This is a genomic window from Dermatobacter hominis (assembly GCF_020715685.1).
Classification (GTDB): Bacteria; Actinomycetota; Acidimicrobiia; order Acidimicrobiales; family Microtrichaceae; genus Dermatobacter; species Dermatobacter hominis.
Window position 1 is genome coordinate 1,385,816 of sequence record NZ_CP085840.1, and the last position, 19,259, is coordinate 1,405,074.

At 75.0% G+C, this 19,259-nt stretch carries 20 protein-coding genes; 15 read left to right on the forward strand and 5 right to left on the reverse strand.

The window, feature by feature from the left end; all coding sequences use genetic code 11:
- Positions 1-56 precede the first annotated feature (56 nt).
- Positions 57-995, forward strand: a complete 939-nt coding sequence (gene ypfJ / locus LH044_RS06405) for a KPN_02809 family neutral zinc metallopeptidase (RefSeq protein ID WP_227758971.1) — start codon at positions 57-59, stop codon at positions 993-995.
- Between the two features lie 44 nt (positions 996-1,039).
- Here the strand turns inward: ypfJ and LH044_RS06410 are convergent, their stop codons facing one another.
- The 5 genes from LH044_RS06410 to flgN all read right to left on the reverse strand — a co-directional run bounded on the left by LH044_RS06410 (position 1,040) and on the right by flgN (position 6,068).
- Complete coding sequence (locus tag LH044_RS06410) at positions 1,040-1,993, reverse strand: GNAT family N-acetyltransferase (RefSeq protein WP_227758972.1); 954 nt, start codon at positions 1,991-1,993, stop codon at positions 1,040-1,042.
- A gap of 29 nt (positions 1,994-2,022) precedes the next feature.
- On the reverse strand, positions 2,023-2,919 hold the full coding sequence (locus LH044_RS06415) for a sigma-70 family RNA polymerase sigma factor (RefSeq protein ID WP_227758973.1): 897 nt from the start codon (positions 2,917-2,919) through the stop codon (positions 2,023-2,025).
- A 298-nt stretch (positions 2,920-3,217) separates the two neighbouring features.
- Positions 3,218-4,114 carry a flagellin N-terminal helical domain-containing protein gene (locus tag LH044_RS06420; protein ID WP_227758974.1) on the reverse strand — a complete coding sequence of 299 codons (897 nt, stop codon included), beginning with the start codon at positions 4,112-4,114 and terminating at the stop codon, positions 3,218-3,220.
- A complete protein-coding gene (gene flgK, locus LH044_RS06425) occupies positions 4,111-5,529 on the reverse strand; it encodes a flagellar hook-associated protein FlgK (RefSeq protein ID WP_227758975.1) in 1,419 nt (472 codons plus the stop codon). The genes LH044_RS06420 and flgK overlap by 4 nt, the downstream gene beginning before the upstream one ends.
- Positions 5,529-6,068 carry a flagellar export chaperone FlgN gene (gene flgN, locus LH044_RS06430; RefSeq protein ID WP_227758976.1) on the reverse strand — a complete coding sequence of 180 codons (540 nt, stop codon included), beginning with the start codon at positions 6,066-6,068 and terminating at the stop codon, positions 5,529-5,531. Before flgN ends, flgK begins: the two co-directional genes overlap by 1 nt.
- A 218-nt stretch (positions 6,069-6,286) precedes the next feature.
- Here flgN and LH044_RS06435 point away from each other — a divergent pair, with 218 nt between their 5' ends.
- The 14 genes from LH044_RS06435 (at position 6,287) to LH044_RS06500 (ending at position 19,233) form a co-directional block, all read left to right on the forward strand.
- Positions 6,287-7,462 carry a flagellin N-terminal helical domain-containing protein gene (locus LH044_RS06435; RefSeq protein WP_227758977.1) on the forward strand — a complete coding sequence of 392 codons (1,176 nt, stop codon included), beginning with the start codon at positions 6,287-6,289 and terminating at the stop codon, positions 7,460-7,462.
- A 192-nt stretch (positions 7,463-7,654) separates the two neighbouring features.
- The gene (gene fliD / locus LH044_RS06440) at positions 7,655-9,469 is read left to right on the forward strand and encodes a flagellar filament capping protein FliD (protein ID WP_227758978.1); all 1,815 of its coding nucleotides are present in this window, start codon (positions 7,655-7,657) and stop codon (positions 9,467-9,469) included.
- 52 nt (positions 9,470-9,521) lie between these two features.
- Positions 9,522-9,959, forward strand: coding sequence for a flagellar export chaperone FliS (gene fliS / locus LH044_RS06445; RefSeq protein ID WP_227758979.1), 438 nt, complete (start codon positions 9,522-9,524; stop codon positions 9,957-9,959).
- The gene (locus LH044_RS06450; RefSeq protein WP_227758980.1) at positions 9,946-10,275 is read left to right on the forward strand and encodes a hypothetical protein; all 330 of its coding nucleotides are present in this window, start codon (positions 9,946-9,948) and stop codon (positions 10,273-10,275) included. Before fliS ends, LH044_RS06450 begins: the two co-directional genes overlap by 14 nt.
- 156 nt (positions 10,276-10,431) lie before the next feature.
- Positions 10,432-10,773, forward strand: coding sequence for a flagellar basal body rod protein FlgB (locus LH044_RS06455; RefSeq protein ID WP_227758981.1), 342 nt, complete (start codon positions 10,432-10,434; stop codon positions 10,771-10,773).
- A 2-nt stretch (positions 10,774-10,775) separates the two neighbouring features.
- A complete protein-coding gene (locus LH044_RS06460; RefSeq protein ID WP_227758982.1) occupies positions 10,776-11,198 on the forward strand; it encodes a flagellar basal body rod protein FlgC in 423 nt (140 codons plus the stop codon).
- Positions 11,199-11,200: 2 nt separating this feature from the next.
- The gene (gene fliE, locus LH044_RS06465; protein WP_227758983.1) at positions 11,201-11,509 is read left to right on the forward strand and encodes a flagellar hook-basal body complex protein FliE; all 309 of its coding nucleotides are present in this window, start codon (positions 11,201-11,203) and stop codon (positions 11,507-11,509) included.
- Positions 11,506-13,335, forward strand: a complete 1,830-nt coding sequence (gene fliF, locus LH044_RS06470) for a flagellar basal-body MS-ring/collar protein FliF (RefSeq protein ID WP_227758984.1) — start codon at positions 11,506-11,508, stop codon at positions 13,333-13,335. Before fliE ends, fliF begins: the two co-directional genes overlap by 4 nt.
- Positions 13,332-14,357, forward strand: coding sequence for a flagellar motor switch protein FliG (gene fliG, locus LH044_RS06475; RefSeq protein ID WP_227758985.1), 1,026 nt, complete (start codon positions 13,332-13,334; stop codon positions 14,355-14,357). Before fliF ends, fliG begins: the two co-directional genes overlap by 4 nt.
- Complete coding sequence (locus tag LH044_RS06480; RefSeq protein WP_227758986.1) at positions 14,354-14,980, forward strand: FliH/SctL family protein; 627 nt, start codon at positions 14,354-14,356, stop codon at positions 14,978-14,980. Before fliG ends, LH044_RS06480 begins: the two co-directional genes overlap by 4 nt.
- Positions 14,977-16,317 (forward strand): FliI/YscN family ATPase, encoded by a 1,341-nt coding sequence (locus LH044_RS06485; protein WP_227758987.1) that lies wholly within the window; start codon positions 14,977-14,979, stop codon positions 16,315-16,317. Before LH044_RS06480 ends, LH044_RS06485 begins: the two co-directional genes overlap by 4 nt.
- Positions 16,317-16,772: a flagellar export protein FliJ gene (locus tag LH044_RS06490; protein ID WP_227758988.1), complete on the forward strand. Its 456-nt coding sequence runs from the start codon at positions 16,317-16,319 to the stop codon at positions 16,770-16,772. Before LH044_RS06485 ends, LH044_RS06490 begins: the two co-directional genes overlap by 1 nt.
- Positions 16,769-17,860: a transglycosylase SLT domain-containing protein gene (locus LH044_RS06495; protein ID WP_227758989.1), complete on the forward strand. Its 1,092-nt coding sequence runs from the start codon at positions 16,769-16,771 to the stop codon at positions 17,858-17,860. Before LH044_RS06490 ends, LH044_RS06495 begins: the two co-directional genes overlap by 4 nt.
- Entirely contained in the window at positions 17,857-19,233 is a 1,377-nt protein-coding gene (locus tag LH044_RS06500; protein WP_227758990.1) for a flagellar hook-length control protein FliK, read from the forward strand. Before LH044_RS06495 ends, LH044_RS06500 begins: the two co-directional genes overlap by 4 nt.
- Positions 19,234-19,259 lie beyond the last annotated feature (26 nt).

Genomic DNA, 19,259 nt, shown 5'->3' on the forward strand with positions numbered 1-19,259 from the left:
GCACCGGGGGACGGTTCCGGCGGACGGCCGGTGAGCCGAACTGCAAGGCTGCGGCCGTGGAGTTCGACGACGACGCCCGGCTGGACACGTCCCAGATCGACGACGCCCGCGGCCGGAGCCCGGCCGGCGGCGGCCTCGGCGGGCTCGGCGGCGGGTTCCCCGGCCTGCCGGGCGGCGGCGGGTTCGGCACGGGAGCGAAGCTCGGCGGTGGAGGGATCGTCGGCCTGGTCGTGATCCTGCTCATCGCGTTCCTCAGCACGCGGGGCGGCGGGCTCGGGGGCGACATGCTCGGCCCGTCGACGACGATCGGCAACCAGAGCGCGAGCGAGGTCGCGTCCGAGTGCCGCACCGGCGCCGACGCCAACCAGCGCCAGGACTGCCGGATCGTCGCCGTCGTCAACAGCGTGCAGCGCTACTGGACCGACGTGTTCGCCAACAGCGGCGTCACCTACGAGCCCGCCCGGACCCAGCTGTTCTCGCGGGCGACGACGACCGGCTGCGGCTCGGCGTCGTCGGACACCGGGCCCTTCTACTGCCCGGCGGACCAGACGGTGTACGTCGACCTGACGTTCTTCGACGCGCTGTCCCAGCCGCCGTTCAACGCGTCGGGCGGCCCGTTCGCCCAGGCGTACGTGATCGGCCACGAGTACGGCCACCACGTGCAGAACCTGCTCGGGCAGCGCGCGGGCGGCGACCGCCAGGGCGCCTCGTCGGGCTCGGTCCGGCTCGAGCTCCAGGCGGACTGCTACGCCGGGGTATGGGCCGCCAACGCGGTGTCGACCGGGTTCATCACCGAGATCACCCCCGACGACATCAGCGAGGGCCTCGACGCCGCCGCCGCGGTCGGCGACGACCGCATCCAGGAGGCCGGGGGCGGCCGGGCCGACCCCGACTCGTACACGCACGGCACCTCGGCCCAGCGCCAGAAGTGGTTCCAGCGCGGCTTCGACACGGCCGATCCCACCGCCTGCGACACCTTCAGCGGTCGCATCTAGGGGCGGTCACCCCGAAGGGCGCCGAAGAGCCGCCGGGCGTTCGCTCAGAGGCGCCGGACGAGCAGGTCGCCCACCGGTCGGAATCCGTGCGCGGCGAGGAAGCCGGAGGCGGACGGGTCGTCGCCGCCGACATCCGCGATCGCCACCTCGGCACCCCGTGCGGCGGCCGAAGAGCACCACGCCGCCAGCAGCTGCCGGCCCACCCCGGTGCCCCGCTCGACCTCGTCGACGACCACGGCCCGCAGCGCCGCGGCCTCGCCCACCCCGAGCGAGCCGACGGCGGCGCCGAGCACGGAGGTCGGGGCGCCGGGCGCCTCGGCCACGACCACCAGCGGCGCCGGACGACCGGGTGGGCCCAGCGGGCCGACCGGGTCGACGCCGCATCGCTCGGCCACGGGGTCCTCGACCATCGCCACCGTCCGCAGCACGAGCTCGACGCCGCCCCGTCCGACCACGTCGGGCCCCCCGAAGGGCTCCTCCCGGACCGGCACCCAGTGCGGGGTGCCGTCATCGCGTCGGCGCTGCTCGAGCAGGTGCAACCGGTCGACCCGCCACGTGGTCCGGAACCCGGCGAGGGCGCGCACCGCGCCGTCGATCGCGTCGACGGCGACCTCCTCCCGGAGCGTGACGTGCGGTCGGTACTCGGGCCACTGCTCGGGCCGCTCGAGCACGCCGGTCCGCAACGCCGTCCGGAGCGCGCCCAGGTGCGCCGTCGCCGCAGCGTCGACGTCGAGGTGCAACGTGGGCGTGACCGGGGCGAACGTGGTCGCCGGTCCGACGTGCGCCTCGAACGGCCGGGCCGCGCTGGCCGCCGACCGCAGGGTGGCCGACACCTCGGCGAGGTCCTCCTCGCGCACGTTCACCGGCGGCACCAGCGTGACGTGCGGGGCGACGTGGAACGGCGGCTCGGCCCCGAGCGCCCGTCGCAGCACGTCGATCCGGTCGGCGGCCACCGCGTCGGGAGCGAGGGCGGCGACGGCGACTCGACGGCGGGGCACCCCGCGGACGGTACCCGGCGCCCGCGCGCTCAGATCGCTTCGTCGACGAGCGGGGTCAGCTCGCCCGCGTCGTCGGGGCACTCCCCGACGGGCATGCGGTCCTCGTGCGCCGGCCGGGGGAACCGGGCGGCGAGGCGGGTGCGCAGGTCGGAGTGCCGGGCGATGTCGGCCGACATGCGAGCACGGCGGATCTCGACGCGGCCCTTCGGCCGATCGGTCGAGCGGGGCCGGTACTGGGCCTCGATGCCGTCGCGCAGCATGTCGATCGCGTCGCTGCGCAGCTGGCTGATCCTCGACGGCGTGACGCCGAGGAGCTCGGCGAGGTCCTCGAACGAGCGGCCCTCGAGGTACAGCCCGATGACGATCATGCGGTGGCGCTCGGGCAGCGAGTCGAGGCCGGCCCGCAGGTAGCCCTTGAGCTCGGTGTCCTCGAGCCGTTCGACGACCTCGGGCTCGTTGCGGTCGACCATCTGGTCGGCGTCGTCGTGGCGGTCGAGCTCCTGCCGGCTGTCGAGGCCCCGGGACACGCCCATCTCGGCCTGCGAACGGAGCCGCCGCAGCTCGGCGACCTCGACGCCCAGCCGGTCGGCCAGGACGTCGTCGCTGGGGGTCCCGCCGTGCTCGTTGGCCAGCTCCTGGGTCGCCTGGGCCGCCTCGCGGGCCAGGCGCCGCATCGAGCGGGGCATCCAGTCGGCCGAGCGGGCCACGTCGAGCACCGCACCCCGGATGCGCTGGTGGGCGTAGCCGGCGAACGGCACGCCACGGTCGAGGTCGAAGCGGACCGCCGCCTCCACGAGGCCCATGGTCCCGGCGCTGATCAGCTCGCTGCGATCGACGAAGGCCGGGAAGTTCCCGGCGACCCTGAGCACCACGTGCTCCACCAGGGGCAGGTGGCGCTCGATGAGTTCGGCACGTCGGGGGTCCATGTCCTCTGCTCTCTCCCGCCTGGGCGTCGGCCGGGTCACGGACCCGGGTGGGTGTCCCTTCCCCTGTGCACCGCATCGTTCGGCCGCCCTGTCGGAAAGCTGAAGGCTTCTCATCGAATTGCGCCGACATTTGGTCAGAACGATCCACGCCGTGGTCCGTTCGACCCCGACGGTCGCCGACCGCAGGTCAGCGACCGTCGGTCAGCGGGTCGGCGCGAGCCGGCGCGAGCCGGCGGCACCCCGGACGCGCGAGGTCCGTCGCCGGGGGTCCGCGCGGCCGGACGGACGGGGCGCGGGATCAGCGCAGGAAGTCGAGCAGCGACAGCTTCGAGACCTGCGCAGTCGCGCTCAGCGCCACCTGGTAGCCGACCTCGCGGGCCTTGAGGTCGAGGATCGCCTCGGCGATGTCGACGTCCTCCAGCTCGCTGAGGGCCTGCCGGCGGTCCAGGTCGGCGGTCTCGCTCCGGGCCACGACGTCATCCACCTGGCGGGCCCGGGCGCCGAGCTCGACCTGCGCGGACTCCACCCGGTCGATCGCCGTGTCCACCCGCGTGATTCCGGTGGCCATGGCGGCGTCGTCGCCGGCCTCGACGGCCGTGGCGAGGGCCTCGAGCACCTGGAACACGTTGCCGTCCATCGGGGTCGCGGTCTGGGTGCCGAAGACGCTCGTGCCGCTGCGGTTGACCTGGACGTCGACCGCCGGGGCGATCGGCCGGCGCACCACGCCGCCGTCGCCCTGGTAGGTGCCGTCGGCGGCGAAGGCGGCGTCGGTCGAGGCGGTGCCGGCGAAGATCGGCCGGCCGAGGTGCTCGGTGTTGGCGAGCGACAGCATCGCCGTGCGGATCGTGCGGATCTCGTCGGCCACCGCCTTGCGGGCGTTGGGGTCGCTGGCGCCGGAGCGGGCACCGGAGACGAGGGTGCGCACGCGGGTGAGCTCGTCGACGCTCGACGCGAGCGCGGTGTCGGCCGACGACAGCCAGCTCCGGGCGTCGCTCGCGTTGCGCTGCTGCTGGGCGGAGCGCCGCAGCACCCCTCGGTGCTCGAGCGCGGCCAGCGCCTGGGCGGGACCGTCGGAGGCCCGCTGCAGCTGCTTCTGCGAGCTGGCGCGGGCCTGGGCGTCGACGAGCGCCGAGTTGGCCGCCATCAGGTCGGAGAGCGACCGCCGCACGGTCGCCACGGACGTCACACGGTTCATCGGCCCACCGTCCCGGTGCGGTTGATCAGGGTGTCGAGCACGGCGTCGACGGCGGTCAGCACCCGGGCCGACGCCTCGTAGGCCCGCTGCGTGGAGATGAGGTTCGTGAGCTCCTCGTCGAGGTTCACGCCCGACACCGACAGGCGGGCCTGGTCGGCCTGGCCGGTGACCTCGGTCTGGATGGCGGCGCGCCGCCCCGCGCTCTGGGTCTCGACCGCCAGCCGGCCGACCAGGTCCTGGTAGGCGTCGATCGTGCCGCCCTGGGCCTCCGCCAGCGCGGCGAGCGACTGGGCGATCGTGACGTCGAGCGCGCCGCCGCCGACCGCGGCCGCGGCGATCCTCGACGGCTGGCCGTCCACGTCGCCGGAGATGGCGATGGTCGACGCGGTGGTCCCGGCGGGATCCCAGAACGTCAGGTTCAGGTCGGCCACGGCGTCGAGGCCCTGACCGGTCTGGTGCAGCGCGTTGACCGACGTGACGAGCGACGACGCCACGGCGTCGAGGTCGCTGAGGGCGTGGGGCACGTGCTCGTTCGCCACGTTGACGAGCCCGCCGAGGCGGCCCTCGGTGACCGTGGCGGGGAACCCGTCCTCGCGCCAGCGCACCTGCACCCTCGAGAACCCGGTGCCGGCGTACGGGCCGGTCAGCGGGCCCGGCTCGGCCACCTCGAGCTCGCGCACGTGCTCGCCGCGCACGAGCGTCGAGCCGCCGAGCGTCACGTCGACGGTGCCGTCGTCGAGCGCCCGGGTCTCGACGCCGGCGAGCTCCCCGAGCTGCAGGATGAGCCGGTCGCGCTCGTCGGCGAGGCCGAAGGCGTCCAGGCCCGCGGCGTTGGCCCGGCGCACGGCGCCGTTCAGCTCGGCGACGCGTCCGGCGATGGTGTTGACCTGGTGGACGATCGTCGACGACTCGGTGACCGCGGCGTCGCGGAGCTCGTGCAGGTCGGCGGCGACGCGGCGGAACGTCGACGCCACCGTCGAGGCCTGCTGCAGCACCGCGATGCGCCCTGCGGAGTCGCCGGGGTTGTTGGCGAGGTCGTCCCACGCGGCGTAGAAGTCGCCGAGCTGGGCGGCGAGGCCCACGTCGGAGGGCTCGGGGATCGTCGCCTCGATGCGGGTCAGCACCGTCGACTCGATCTCCAGGCGGGCGCCGGTGGCGTGCTCGCGGACGGCCCGCCGCTCGAGGAACTCGTCGCGGATGCGGGTGACGCCGGCGACGCCGACGCCCCCGGTCGATCCGGCCGGCTTGGAGAACATCGACGCGACCGTCGCCGAGCCGAGCCCGGTGAGCTCGACCCGCTGGCGGCTGTAGCCGTCGGTGCCGACGTTGGCGATGTTGTGGCCGATGACGTCGAGCACCCGCCGGTGAGCGAGCAGGCCGCTGAGCGCCGTGTTCAGCGAACCGAACGAGGACATCAGGCCCTCCGGTCGACCAGCAGCGCGTCGGGCCGGCCGGGCTGGGTGTCGAACTCCGAGGAGGCGGTGGTGCCTCCCACCTCGTTCAGCAGGCCCCGCACGTCGCCGAGCCCGCGGTGCGCGAGCTCGCGGCCCTCCCCCGCCGACGACTCGGCCTCGGCGGCCAGGGCGAGCAGCTCGGCGTGGTGCTCGGTGAGGATCAGGTCCCACGGCGACGGCGCAGCGTCGACGAGGGCGCGGATGCCTGCGTCGGGCGGCGTGCCGAGCTTCGGACCGAGCTCCTCCACCAGCGAGGAGCGCACGGCCTCCATCGCGGCGATGTCCTCGAGCGCGCCCTCGACGTCGGAGGCGGCGGTGGCGACCCAGCGCGACATGCCGGAGGCCAGGACGAGCTTCTGCACCTCGAGCCGGTAGACCAGGTCCACGATCAGCTGCCGCTGGTGCCAGAGCACGTGGCTCAGGTCCTCGAGCACCGCGTTGGTGGGCCGATCGGCCCGGCCACGGAGGGCGGGGGCTCGGTTCGGCGGCGGGTGGTCCATGTAGGTCCATCGGCATCGGAGCGGACCCCCATGAGGCTCCGTGCGGATTGGTGGCCGATCGGTCGGCCGGGTGAACAGACGCTCACCTGGGTCGGTCGACCCATTCCCGGGCCCGGTCCGGTCGAACCCTCACCGGCGCCACCGGCGGTCCGATCCACCCCTGCGCAGTCGGGGACCTCCCCCGACACACCCCGCATCACGGAAGAGAAGGGACCACCATGCGCATCAACCAGAACATCCAGGCGTTCAACGCCTACCGCAACCTCACCACCACGAACACCCAGATGGGCAAGAGCCTCGAGAAGCTCTCGTCCGGGTTCCGGATCAACCGTGCCGCCGACGACGCCGCCGGCCTGGTGATCAGCCAGGGCCTGCGGGCCCAGGTGTCGGGCCTCCGCCAGGCCACCCGCAACGCCCAGGACGGCATCTCGGTCGTCCAGACGGCGGAAGGTGCGCTCAACGAGGTCCACTCCATGCTCAACCGCATGCGGGACCTGGCCGTCCAGGCCGCCAACACCGGCTCCAACGACCAGGCCGCCCGTGACGCGGCGCAGGTGGAGGTGAACCAGCTCCGCTCGGAGATCACCCGGATCGCCGACACGACCAAGTTCGGCAACCAGAAGCTGCTCGACGGCAACTTCGGCGTCCAGCCGACGAAGCTGACCGGCACGACGGATGCCGCTGCGGTCACGTGGGCCGCCGGCGACGACTTCAGCGTCAGCGTGGCCGGCGGTTCCGGCACCGTGGCCGTCGAGCTCGACGCCGCCACCGCCCTCGATCCCGAGGACGCCGCCGCCTACCTGACGGACCGCATCAAGGCGGCCCTGACGGCGACCGGCAACGCCACCGACGCCGCGGCGGCCGAGAAGATCAGCGTCTCGGTCGAGCAGGGCCGCTTCACGGTCTCCAACGGCTACTCGGCAGCGGTCACGCTGGCGGACGGGACCAACACCCCGCTCGCCTCCGACCTGGCGATCACGCCGGGCGTCCTGGCGGCCGCCACCGGCTCCGGCGGTGTCTTCCAGGTCGGCGCCGACGCCGGCGACCAGCTGACGATCAGCCTCACGGCGGTCAACGCGACGTCGCTCGGCATCAACACGATCGACGTCTCGACCGACGCCTCGTCGGCGATCACGGCGATCGACAGCGCCATCAAGACGGTGTCGACCACCCGAGGCAACCTGGGCGCCTACCAGAACCGCTTCGAGTCGACGATCGCCAACCTGCAGGTCACGACCGAGAACCTCGCCGCCTCGGAGTCCCGCATCCGGGACACCGACATGGCGTCGGAGATGGTGTCCTTCACCCGGCACCAGGTCCTGCTGCAGGCCGGCACCGCCATGCTCGGCCAGGCCAACGGCCTCCCGCAGTCGGTCCTCCGCCTGCTCGGCTGATCCCCCGGTACCCCTCCTGACGGCGGGTGGGACCGATCGGGCCGACGACGCCCCGATCGGACCCACCCGCCGCGGGTGGGGCGCCACCCTCCCCGAGCGCCACCCCGCTCGACGCCCGCCAGACCCGTCCCCCCACCGTCCCCTTCACCCTCCTCCCCTCCCCCTCCCGCACCCGCACGACCGGAGCGACCGATGGCCATCGACGGCCTCATCAGCGGCCTCGACACCAGCTCGATCATCCAGCAGCTCATGTCCGTGGAGAAGGCTCCGCAGGACGCGCTGGTCAGCCGCAAGGCGACCGTGCAGGCCGCGCTGGACGCGCTGGGCTCCATCCGCACCAAGCTCGGCGGCCTGTCGTCCGCCGCCGCGACGATCAGCTCGCCGAGCGGCTGGGGCCTCCGGTCCGCCACGACCACCTCGAGCTCGACCGCCGTCGTCAGCGCCGCCAAGGGCGCGTCGATCGGCTCGCTCACCTTCACCGTCGACCGCCTGGCCAGCGCCCACGGCCTGCGCAGCACCGACGTGTTCGCCACCACCGCCACCACCGCGGCCGCCGGACCGCTCACCTTCACCGGCGACGACGGGCCCGTGTCGGTGTCGGTCGGGTCGGGCTCGCTCGCCGACGTCGTCGCCGGCATCAACGCCGCGGACCTCGGCGTGCGCGCCGCCGCGGTGAACACCGGCGCGGGCTACCGCCTGCAGGTCACCGCGACCACCACCGGCGACGGCTCCACCTTCACGCTCGCCGGCCTCACCGGCGGCACCACCGTCACGTCGACCGGCCAGGACGCCAAGCTCGTCGTCGGCTCCGGGCCCGGGGCGTACGACGTCACGTCGCCGTCCAACACCTTCTCCGACGTGCTCTCCGGCGTCAGCATCACCGCCGTCGCCGTGTCGGCCTCGCCGGTGACGGTGGACGTCGCCGAGGACGTCGACGGGATGGCCAAGCAGGTCCAGTCGTTCGTCGACTCGCTCAACGCCGTGCTCGGCGAGATCAAGACCCGCACCGCCTACGACGCCGCCACCAAGACCGCGGCCAGCCTCAACGGCGACCCGACCGTCCGGCGCGTCGCCCAGGAGCTGATCAGGGCGGTGACCGACCAGGTCGGCGCCTCGTCGCTCGGGTCCGCCGGCCTCGCGGGGCTCCAGATCACCCGGAACGGCACCTTCACCTTCGACAGCGCCAAGTTCGGCGCGGCGTACCGCGACGACCCCGACGCCGTGCAGGCGCTGTTCACGCAGACGGCGACCACCACCGGTCCGGTCACCTTCCGGGGCGCCGGCAACCGCGCCCTCTCGGGCACCTACGACGTCGTGGTGACGTCGCCCGCCACCGCGGCGAGCGCCTCGCAGTCCATCCCCGACCCACTCGTCGCCGACCGGACGATCTCGGTCCGGGTCAACGGCACGGTGGCGTCCTTCGACGCCGTCGCCGGCCAGGACCTCGCGACGATCTCCGCCGGCCTGGCCGCCGCGATCGCGGACGAGGGCCTGCAGCTCGACGTCGGCATCGACGCCGGCCAGCTCGTCGTCACCCACCGGAACGCCGGCAGCGCCGCCCGCTTCGACGTGGCCTGGGACGGCGCAACGTGGACGACCGCCGCGGGCTCCGACGTCGCCGGGACCATCGGCGGCAAGGCGGCCGTCGGCACCGGTCGCGTGCTGGCCGTCCCGAGCGCCACCGCCGGGCTCGGCGGCCTGTCCGTGACGGTGGGCGGGAGCGGCACCGGCGTGGTCGGAACGGTCGACTACACCGCCGGGCTCGCCCAGCGGGTGGCCAGCGCCGCCGCCGCCGCCACCGACCTCGGCGACGGCTACCTCACGGGAGAGGAGACGTCGACCCGCTCCCGCATCTCGTCGCTGCAGTCCTCGATCTCGGCCTGGGACGTCCGCCTCACCGCCAAGGAGGCGCACCTGCGGGCGGTCTGGTCCCAGCTCGAGGTGCAGATGGGCAGCCTCCAGTCGCAGAGCAGCTGGCTCACCGGTCAGCTCTCGGCCCTGGGCTGAGCCCGGCGACAGGACAGGAACGACCCCCACCCCACGAGCACGGAGCGCACGGATGCCCCTCGCAACACCCCTCGCCACCTTCAGAGCAGAACGGACGACCGTCTCGCAGGAGCGGTTGCTGGTGCTCGTCTACGAGCGCCTGGTCCGCGACCTCGCCGATGCGGACGACGCGATGGAGCGGTCGGACCGCGCCGCGGCGCACGCCGCGCTCATCCACGCCCAGGACATCGTCGCCGAGCTCGACGCCGCCCTCGACGAGACCGTGTGGGCGGCGGCGGGCGAGCTGTCGAGCATCTACCACTACCTCCATGGCCGGCTGGTCCAGGCCAACCTGGCGATGGACCGCGCCGCGCTTGCGGATGCCACCGCGGCGGTCACCCCGCTGCTCGACGCGTGGACCACGGCGTGGCAGCGGCTGTCGGCGGTGCCGTCGGCCGCCACCTCCGACCACGTGCTGACCGGAACGGGCTCGATCGATGTCGCCGGCTGACGACACCACGGCCCCGGAGCCCGTCGGGGCGAGCGGCGCGACCGGCCCGGGCGCCGACGGCTGGGACGCCGCGCTCGACCGGTTCGAGGAGTGCATCGCCACCGGTGAGCCGTTCGAGCCGCCGACCGACCTCGGCGCGCTCCCGCCCCGCGTCGCGGTGCGGGCGCGCGCCCTGCTCGCCGCCTGCGACGCCCGGCGCCGGGAGCTGACCGCGGAGCGGGACCGGGTGGTCGCCGACCTGCGGTCCACCCAGCGACGCCACCGCGCCGGCGCCTCCGCCGCCCGGGACCGGCGCGACCCCGGCATCCTCGTCTGAGCCGCTCCCCCTCCCCCGCTCCGGCTCGGTGCGGAGGTCGCGGAGGAATCTCCGGCCAACCCTCATCGGCGCACCGCCCGCTCCGATCCACGAAGGAGCACGGATCGCTCGGGACCCCCGCCACGGATCGGCGACGTCCACCGTGGAGCGCGCCCCGTGATCTCCGACCTGACCCTGCGAACGCTGCAGGCCTCCCTGTGGGGCCTCGACGCGCGGCGTTCGGCGGCCGAGGACAACGTCGCCAACGTCGCCACCCCCGGGTTCACCGCCAGCACCGTCGACTTCGAGTCGTCCCTCCGGGACGCCATCGGCCGTGGTGACCCGCTGGACGTGGACGTCGACGTGAAGGCGTCGACCGCACCCAGCCAGCTGAACGGCAACAACGTCGACATCGGCGACGAGCTCACCGGGCTCACCGAGACGTCGCTCCGCCAGCAGCTGGTGATCCGGGCGATGAACGGCAAGTACGACACGCTCCGCACGGCGATCGGGAGCTGAGCGTGCGAGTGACCCCCTTCTCCGGGCTCGGCGCACCCGCGTCCGGCATGCGCGTGTACCAGACCTGGATCGACGCGGTGGGCGACAACGTCGCCAACATCAACACGATCAACCCGGCCGGCAGCCCCGCGTTCCAGGAGCGCTACGTGATCGCCAGCTCGAGCGGCGGCGGCGCCGGCCGCGGCGCCTCGATCGGCGGCGGGTCCTTCGTCGCCGGCGCCACCTTCGGCTCGGCCGAGGGCCGCCTCGTCTACCAGCCCGACCACCCGTACGCCGACGCCGACGGCATGGTCCGCGTGCCGGACATGGACCTGCCCACCCAGATGACGAACCTGATCATCGCCCAGCGGGCCTACTCCGCGAACGTGACGGTCTTCGAGCGGGCGCGCGACTCCTACGAGCGTGCGCTCGAGCTCGGGAGGTGACGGTGCCGATCACACCGATCTCCGGCGTCACCGCCGCCTTCCCTACCACCGCCACCTCGCCGACGTCGTCGGCGTCCTCGGCGGGATCCGCCGAGGACTTCTCGAAGGCGATCACGGGGGCGCTCGACGACCTCGACGCCTCCCAGCGCAACACCGACCAGCTCGCCAAGGCCGCGGCCACCGGTGACCTCGAGCGCGTCGAGGACCTGATGGTCGCGACCACCGAGACCCAGCTGATGACCCAGCTCACGGTCGCGGTCCGCAATCGGGCGATCGAGTCCTTCAACGAGGTCATGAGGATGCAGCTGTGAGCCTGGACGCCCCGCCGTCCCCCGGCACGACCGGACCGGACGACGCCCCCGGCGACGCCGGGCGGAGCGCCGCGACCGGCCTGACGAGTGGCGCCGGCATGACGGGCGCTGCCGGTCTCAAGGGCGCTGCCGGTCTGAAGGGCGCCGCTGGTCTCAAGGGCGCTGCTGGTCTCAAGGACAAGGTGACGAGCCTGGTCGCGGGCTACAGCCGCACGCAGAAGATCGTGGCCGTCGGCGCGGTCGCCGCAGTCATCGTCGCCATGTTCATGGTGACCCGGCTGTCGGGCGGGACCGAGAACGCGCCGCTCTACACGAACCTGACCGCCGAGGACGGCGCGACCGTGACCGCCGCGCTCGAGGAGCAGGGCGTCCCCTACGAGCTCGCCGCCAACGGGACGACGATCATGGTGCCCGCCGACAAGGTCGACCAGCTGAGACTGGACCTCGCCGCCACCGCGCTGCCCAGCGACTCCAAGGTCGGCTACGGCGTGCTCGACGACCAAGGGCTCACCAGCTCCGAGTTCAGCCAGCAGGTCGGCTACCAGCGGGCGATGGAGGGCGAGCTCTCCAAGACCATCGAGTCGATCGACGTCGTGGACACCGCGGTCGTCCACCTGGCCATCCCCGACGACGGCGCGTTCGCGCTCGACGACCAGAAGGCGTCGGCCAGCGTGCTCGTGCGCACCGAGCGGGGCCAGACCCTCGGTGACGACCAGGTCCGTGCGGTGGTCAACCTGGTCGCCTCGTCCATCCAGGGCCTGTCGCCCGACGCGGTGACCGTCGCGGACTCCGACGGCAACGTCCTCGCCGCACCCGGCCAGCAGCTGGCCGGGGCCGGCGGCGCCGGCTCCTCGCGCCGCCAGACCCAGCAGTTCGAGGCCGACCTGCAGGCGTCGCTCGGTTCGCTCCTCACCACGGTGGTGGGCAACAAGGGCTCGCACGTCACGGTCGCCGCCGCCCTCGACTACGACCAGACCAACGTCGCCCGCGAGGCCTACGAGGCGCCGGCGCCCGGTCCCGACGGCCAGCCGCTGCGCACCGAGGCCTCGACCCGCACCGAGACCTACACCGGCGGCGCCACCCAGGCGAGCGGGGTGCTCGGGCCCGACACGCCGGCCGCTGCGGCCGGCGGCGGCGACTCCGACTACTCCCTCGAGCAGGACGACGTCCGCTACGCGGTCAACCGCGTGGTCGAGACCACCAACGAGGCGCCGGGCGCCATCGAGCGCCTGTCGGTCGCCGTGCTCGTCGACGAGTCAAAGGTGACGCCCACCCAGCTGCCGCAGCTGACCGCCGCCCTGAACGCCGCAGCCGGGATCGACGCCGAGCGCGGCGACGTGCTCGAGGTGACGAGGACGAGCTTCGACACCACGGCCGAGGCCGCGACGGAGGCCGAGCTCGACGCCGCCGAGCAGGAGGTCGGTACCGCCGACGACACGGTGCGCAACCTGGCCATCGCGCTCGTGGTGCTGCTCGTGTCCGTCGCCGCCCTGGCCGCCTACCTGCGCGGCCGGCGCAAGGCGTTCCGGTGGGAGCTCGAGGCCGCAGCCGCGCAGGCCCTGCCGCCGGGCGAGCCGGCCATGGCGCTCACCCAGGAGGTCGAGCTCGCCGACGTCGTCGAGATCGAGTCGGTCGAGCCGGGGGCCACGCTCGTCGTCGCGCCACCCACCCCGGCCGTGATCGAGCCGGCCGACCCCGCTGCGCTGCAGGTGCAGCAGCGCTCCGACCGCGACGCCGCGCTCGGCGAGCTGATCGAGCACCAGCCCGAGGAGGTGGCCGCACTGCTGCGCAGCTGGCTCGCGGACCGCCGGAACGGACCCCGATGAGCACCGTCGCCCCCGGTCCCTCGCCGGCGCTGAGCGGACCGCAGAAGTCGGCGGTGCTGCTGATGTCGCTCGGCACCGAGCGCGCCGCCCGCGTGCTGCGCCAGCTCGACGAGGACGAGATCACCGCCATCGTCGCCGAGGTCACCCAGCTCCGCGACGTCCCGGCCGACGTGGTCGACGAGGTCCTCGACGAGTTCGAGGTCAGCTCCCGCGCCCGTCGACACCTGGCGACCGGCGGCATCGAGGTCGCCCGCGAGCTGCTCGAGGCCAGCCTCGGCAGCGACCGCTCCGGCGAGATCGTGGAGCGCCTGTCGATGTCGTTCGTGAGCGCGCCGTTCGAGTGCGTGCGCCGGGTGGACCCGCGCATGCTGCTCTCGTTCATCCGCGACGAGCACCCGCAGACGATCGCCCTGGTCATCGCCCACATGCAGCCCGAGGCCGCGGCCATGGTGCTGTCGGGCCTGCCCGAGACGACCCAGCGCGACGTGGCCGTCCGCGTGGCGCTGATGGACCGCACCGCCCCCGACGTGGTGGCGGTGGTCGAGGGCGAGCTCGAACGGCGCCTGTCGTCGTTCGCCCAGGCCGGGGACCTGTCCTCGGCCGGCGGCGTGCAGTCCCTCGTGGAGGTGCTGAACCGCTCCGACCGGGCGACCGAGCGGCTCATCTTCGACGGCCTCGAGGAGCACGACGCCGATCTCGCCGACGAGGTGCGCTCCCGGATGTTCGTGTTCGAGGACATCGTCGGGCTCGACGACCAGTCCGTGCAGCAGATCCTGCGCCGGGTCGACACCAAGGACCTGGCGCTCGCCCTCAAGGGCGTCCGCGAGGAGGTCCGCGTCAAGGTCACGTCGAACCTGTCGCAGCGGGCGGCCGAGACGCTCGACGAGGACATCGCGCTGCTGGGCGCCGTCCGCCTCACCGCGGTGGAGGCGGCCCAGGGCGAGGTCGTCCGGGTGATCCGCCAGCTCGAGGACGCCGGCGACATCGTGCTCGCCCGCTCCGGCGAGGAGTTCGTCGAGTGACGGTGGCCGAGCCCGACGTGCGCCCGATGGAGCTGCCGCTGCTGCCCGACGACCTGGGCGCAGGCGCCGGCGACGAGCCGGACCTCGACGAGGGTGCCGGGGCGAGGCTGATCGGCTTCGCCGCCGGGCACCGCGAGGGCTGCGCGGCCGGGCGCGCCGAGGGCTTCGCGGCGGGGGTCGAGGAGGGGCGCGCCGCCGCGCTGGCCGAGGCCGCCGAGCGGGCGGAGCAGCTGGCCGGCGCGGTCGCGGACGCCCTGGCCGAGCAGCGGAGCCGCTGGGACGCCGACGCCGAGCGCGTCGCCGATGCCGTCACGGACCTGGCGATGGCGGTGGCCGCCGCCGTCCTCGACCGTGAGGTCTCGTCGGTCGACGACGCCGCGCTCGACGCCGTCCGGCGGGCGCTGCGGGTCCTCCCCGACACGACCGACGCCACCGGCGCCGTGCTGCACCTGCACCCCGACGACGCCGAGGCGTTCGCCGGGCACCCGGCGCTGCCCGACGTCCGGGTCGTGGCCGATCCCGACGTCGGGCCCGGCGGCTGCCGGCTCCACGTGCGCGACACCGACGTCGACGCCGGCATCGCGATCGCCCTGGAGCGGGTCCGGGAGGTGCTGACGTCGTGAGCACCTCCGTCGTCGACCGCGACCGGCTCGCCGCTGCCGCGCGCCCGGTCATCCGGGGCCGCGTCAGGCGCGTGGTCGGGCTCGGCATCGAGACCGCCGGCGTCGACGCCGCGATCGGTGAGGTGCTCCACATCGGTGGCGGTCCCGACCCGGTCCGGGCCGAGGTCGTCGCGCTCGGCGAGAGCGGGCCGACGGCCATGGCCCTGGGCGAGCTGGACGGCCTGCGGATCGGCGACCCCGTCGTCGCCACCGGCGGTCCGCTCAGCGCCCCGATCGGCGAGGAGCTGCGCGGCCGGGTGCTCGACGGCCTCGGCCGGCCGATCGACGGCGGTCCGCCGATCGGCCACCTGCCGCACGTCCCGCTCAGCGCACCGACGCCCCACCCGCTCGAGCGGCCGCTGGTCCGCACGCCGGTGCACGTGGGCGTGCGGGCGCTCGACGCCCTCGTGCCCCTCGGCCGCGGCCAGCGCATCGGCATCCTCGCCGGCTCCGGCGTCGGCAAGTCCTCGCTGCTGTCGATGATCGTCCGGGGCACCGACGCCGACGTCTCGGTGCTGGCCCTCGTCGGCGAGCGCGGCCGCGAGGTGCGGGAGTTCATCGACTGCGACCTCGGACCCGAGGGCCTGGCCCGGGCCGTCGTCGTCGTCGCCACATCCGACGCCCCGGCCCTCGTCCGCCGCAACGCCGCCTTCGTGGCCACCCGGATCGCCGAGTCGTTCCGGGACCGGGGCGCCCACGTGAACCTCCTCATGGACTCGCTGACCCGCGTCGCCATGGCGCAGCGCGAGATCGGGCTCTCGGCCGGCGAGCCGCCGGCGACCCGGGGCTACCCGCCGTCGACGTTCGGCCTGCTGCCACGCCTGCTCGAGCGGGCCGGGACCTCGCAGGACGGCTCGATCACCGGCATCTACACGGTCCTGGTCGAGGGCGACGACCTGAACGACCCGGTGGGCGACACCGCCCGCTCGATCCTCGACGGGCACGTGTCGCTGTCGCGGGCGCTGGCCGACGCCGGGCACTTCCCGTCGATCGACGTGCTCGCCTCGATCTCCCGCGTGTCGGGCGCGGTCACCGACGAGCGCCAGCGGGCCCTCGCCCGGGACCTCCGGCGCCTCCTCGCCGCCTGGCGCGACGCCAAGGACCTCGTCGACATCGGCGCGTACCAGGCCGGAGCCGACCCCGACGTCGACCGGGCCCTGCTGCTCCGCCACGAGATCGACGCGTTCCTGCAGCAGGGCCTCGACGAGCCGAGCCGTCCGGGCGAGGTGTGGGACCGGCTCGAGCAGCTGCTGACCGGCACGATCGCCGCACCGGCCGCGACGCAGGGGGCCGTCTGATGGCCTACCGGTTCCGCCTCGAGACGGTGCTGCGCGTCCGCCGCATCCAGGAGGAGCGCGCCCGGGCCGAGCTGCTCGCGGCGCGGACCGCGGAGCACGCCGCCACGACCGAGCACGATCGCCGTGGCGCGGTGCTCGACGCGGCGAGGGCCGCCGGGCTCCCGGACGGGTCCCGCCTCCAGTGGACCGCGGCGCGCGACCACCACGAGCGCCTCGCCAGCGCGGTCGAGGCCGCCCGCGCCGCCGAAGTGGCCGCGGCGGACCTCACCTCGAGGTCGCTCGCCCACTGGGAGTCGGCCGCCGCCGACCTGAAGGGCCTCGAGCGGCTCGACGAGCGCCACCGCGCCGAGTGGAGGGCCGAGCAGGAGCGCACGGAGCAGAAGCGGCTCGACGAGGGCGCCGCGGCCCGGGCCCGGGATCGCCGGCGGACGACCGACGACGGGGGCCGGCCGTGAGCCCGATCGCCGCCTCCGGCGCCGTCGCGGCGTCGCCGCTCGCCCGCATCGCCGGCATCCGCGCCCGGTTCGAGCCCACGCCGGTCGCCGACCCGTCGACCACCGCGTCGTCGGTCGGCGAGTTCTCGTCGCTGCTGTCGTCCCTGCTCGGCACCACCTCGACCGAGGCGCTGGGGTCGACGGCCTCCCCACTGCTCGACGGGCTCGACGGCTCGGGCTCGTCGACCGGCGAGCGGATCATGGAGGCGGCGAAGCGCTACCTCGGGGTGCCGTACCGGTGGGGCGGCACCGACCCGTCGTCGGGCCTCGACTGCTCCGGCTTCGTGCAGCAGGTGTTCGAGGACCTCGGCATCGAGCTGCCCCGGGTCAGCCGGGACCAGGCCCGCGCCGGCACGGCGGTCCCCTCGCTCGCCGAGGCCCGTCCCGGCGACCTCATCGCCTTCGGCGAGCCGGTCGACCACATCGCCATCTACGCGGGCGGCGGCCAGATCATCCACGCCCCGCGGACCGGCGACGTCGTCAAGATCGCGCCGATCCACCGGACGCCGACGGCCATCCGCCGCATCGTGGGCGACGGCACGGCCGCGGTCGGGGCGTCCGGGGGCGCTGCGCCCGCCACGACGGCGTCCGGGTCGAGCGGGTTCGGGGCCACCGGGGTGCGGGGCGACCTGGCGGCGATCACCGCCTCCTCGCCCGCCCTCGCGCAGTACCGCGACCTCTTCGTGCGCTCGGGCCAGCGCTACGGCATCGACCCGGCGGTGCTGGCGGCCGTCGCCCGGCACGAGTCCGGCGGCAACGCCTCGGCGGTCAGCCCGGCCGGGGCGCGGGGCCTGATGCAGTTCATGCCCGCCACGGCCCGTTCCATGGGCATCGACCCGATGGACCCCGCCCAGGCCGTCGACGCCGCCGCCCGCTACCTCAGCCAGCAGCTCCAGAGCTTCGGCTCCCTCGAGCTCGCCCTCGCCGCCTACAACGCCGGCCCCGGTGCCGTGCGCCGCTACGGCGGCGTGCCGCCGTACGCCGAGACGCAGAACTACGTCCGGAGGATCATGTCGACGCTCTCCAGCACCTCGGGAGCGCGCCGGTGAGCGCGCCCATCGCCCCGCCCGTGCTCGACGCCGCCCCCCGTGCGGAGCGCCGTGCCGACCGCCGGACCGGCGGCGGACGGCCCGACGACGGCTTCGAGGCGACGCTCGCGGATGCCGACCGGGCGTTCGAGCCCCGCCGCACGACCGAGCGCCGCTCGCGCCCGGAGCACCGGGACGACCCGGGCGAGCCGGCCGACCGCACCACCGCACGGCACGAGCGGACCGACGGCCCCGACCACCAGCCCCGTCGGCGCGCCGGCGGGTCCGACGACCGCGACTCGACCGGCCCGGCCGGCGCCGACCACCTCGACCGGGAGGCACCCGTCACCGCACCCGGCGAGGCGACCGGGGCCGAGGGCGCCGCGTCCGAGGACGACCCGTCCACCGACCCTGCAGCCGACGTGGGCACCGACGACGGGACCGACGCCGCCGCCCTCGCGGCCGCCACCGCCGTCGCGGCAGCCGGAGCGGACCCGACCGGGCCCTCCACGTCGGGCGACGCGGCACCGGCCGGCGGGACGACGCCACCTGCCGTGGTCGACGCCCCGGGGGCGGCCGTCGCCGGAGCGACCACCGTCGCCGGACCGACCGAGGGCGCAGCGGGTCCCGCCGCGCCCTCGGTCGCACACCCGGGCGCCGACTCGCCGGGCGACCCGGCGCCCATCACCGCGGGCGACGGCGCGGACGCCACGGGCCGCGGCGCGGCCGCCGACGTCGCGGATGCCCCGGCGACCGGACCGGACGGCACTGCCCCGCACGGCACTGCACCGGACGGCGCCGCACCGGACGGCGCTGCACCGGACGGCACCGGACCCGCCGGCGCCGCACCCGGCCCCGCCGCGCCCGCCGACGCCGTCGCACCGGCCCCCGCCGCTCCGGGCCTGACCACCGCACCGGCAACCCGGACCGCCGCGGGCGCCCCACCGTCCGCCCCCGCCCCACCGGCGGCCGCACCGGTCCCCGTGCCGGTCGAGGACCTCGGCCGGCACCTCGCCGCCCGCCTCCACCGGCTGGACGGCTCGCGTCTGGAGCTCCAGCTGCACCCGGCCGAGCTCGGCGCCCTCTCGGTCGAGGTCCACCTCGAGGACGGCCTGACCCACCTCCACATCCGCGCCGCGCACGGCGCCGCCGTCGACCGCATCGACGCCTCGCTGGACGAGCTGCGGGCCGACCTCCGCCGCGCCGGTGTGGCGCTCGGCGACCTCGACGTCGGCTCCGGCGACCCCCGGCGGGCACCCGAGCACGACGCGGTGGAGACCGGGCGGGCCGGTGCCGGCCCGACCGCACCCGCCGCGGCCGTCGGCGCCGACCCCACGGCCACGACCGCACCGCGACCCGCCACCCGACCCTCCGGACTCGACGTCCGGCTCTGACCCGAAACCCACGACCGTCCCGGAGG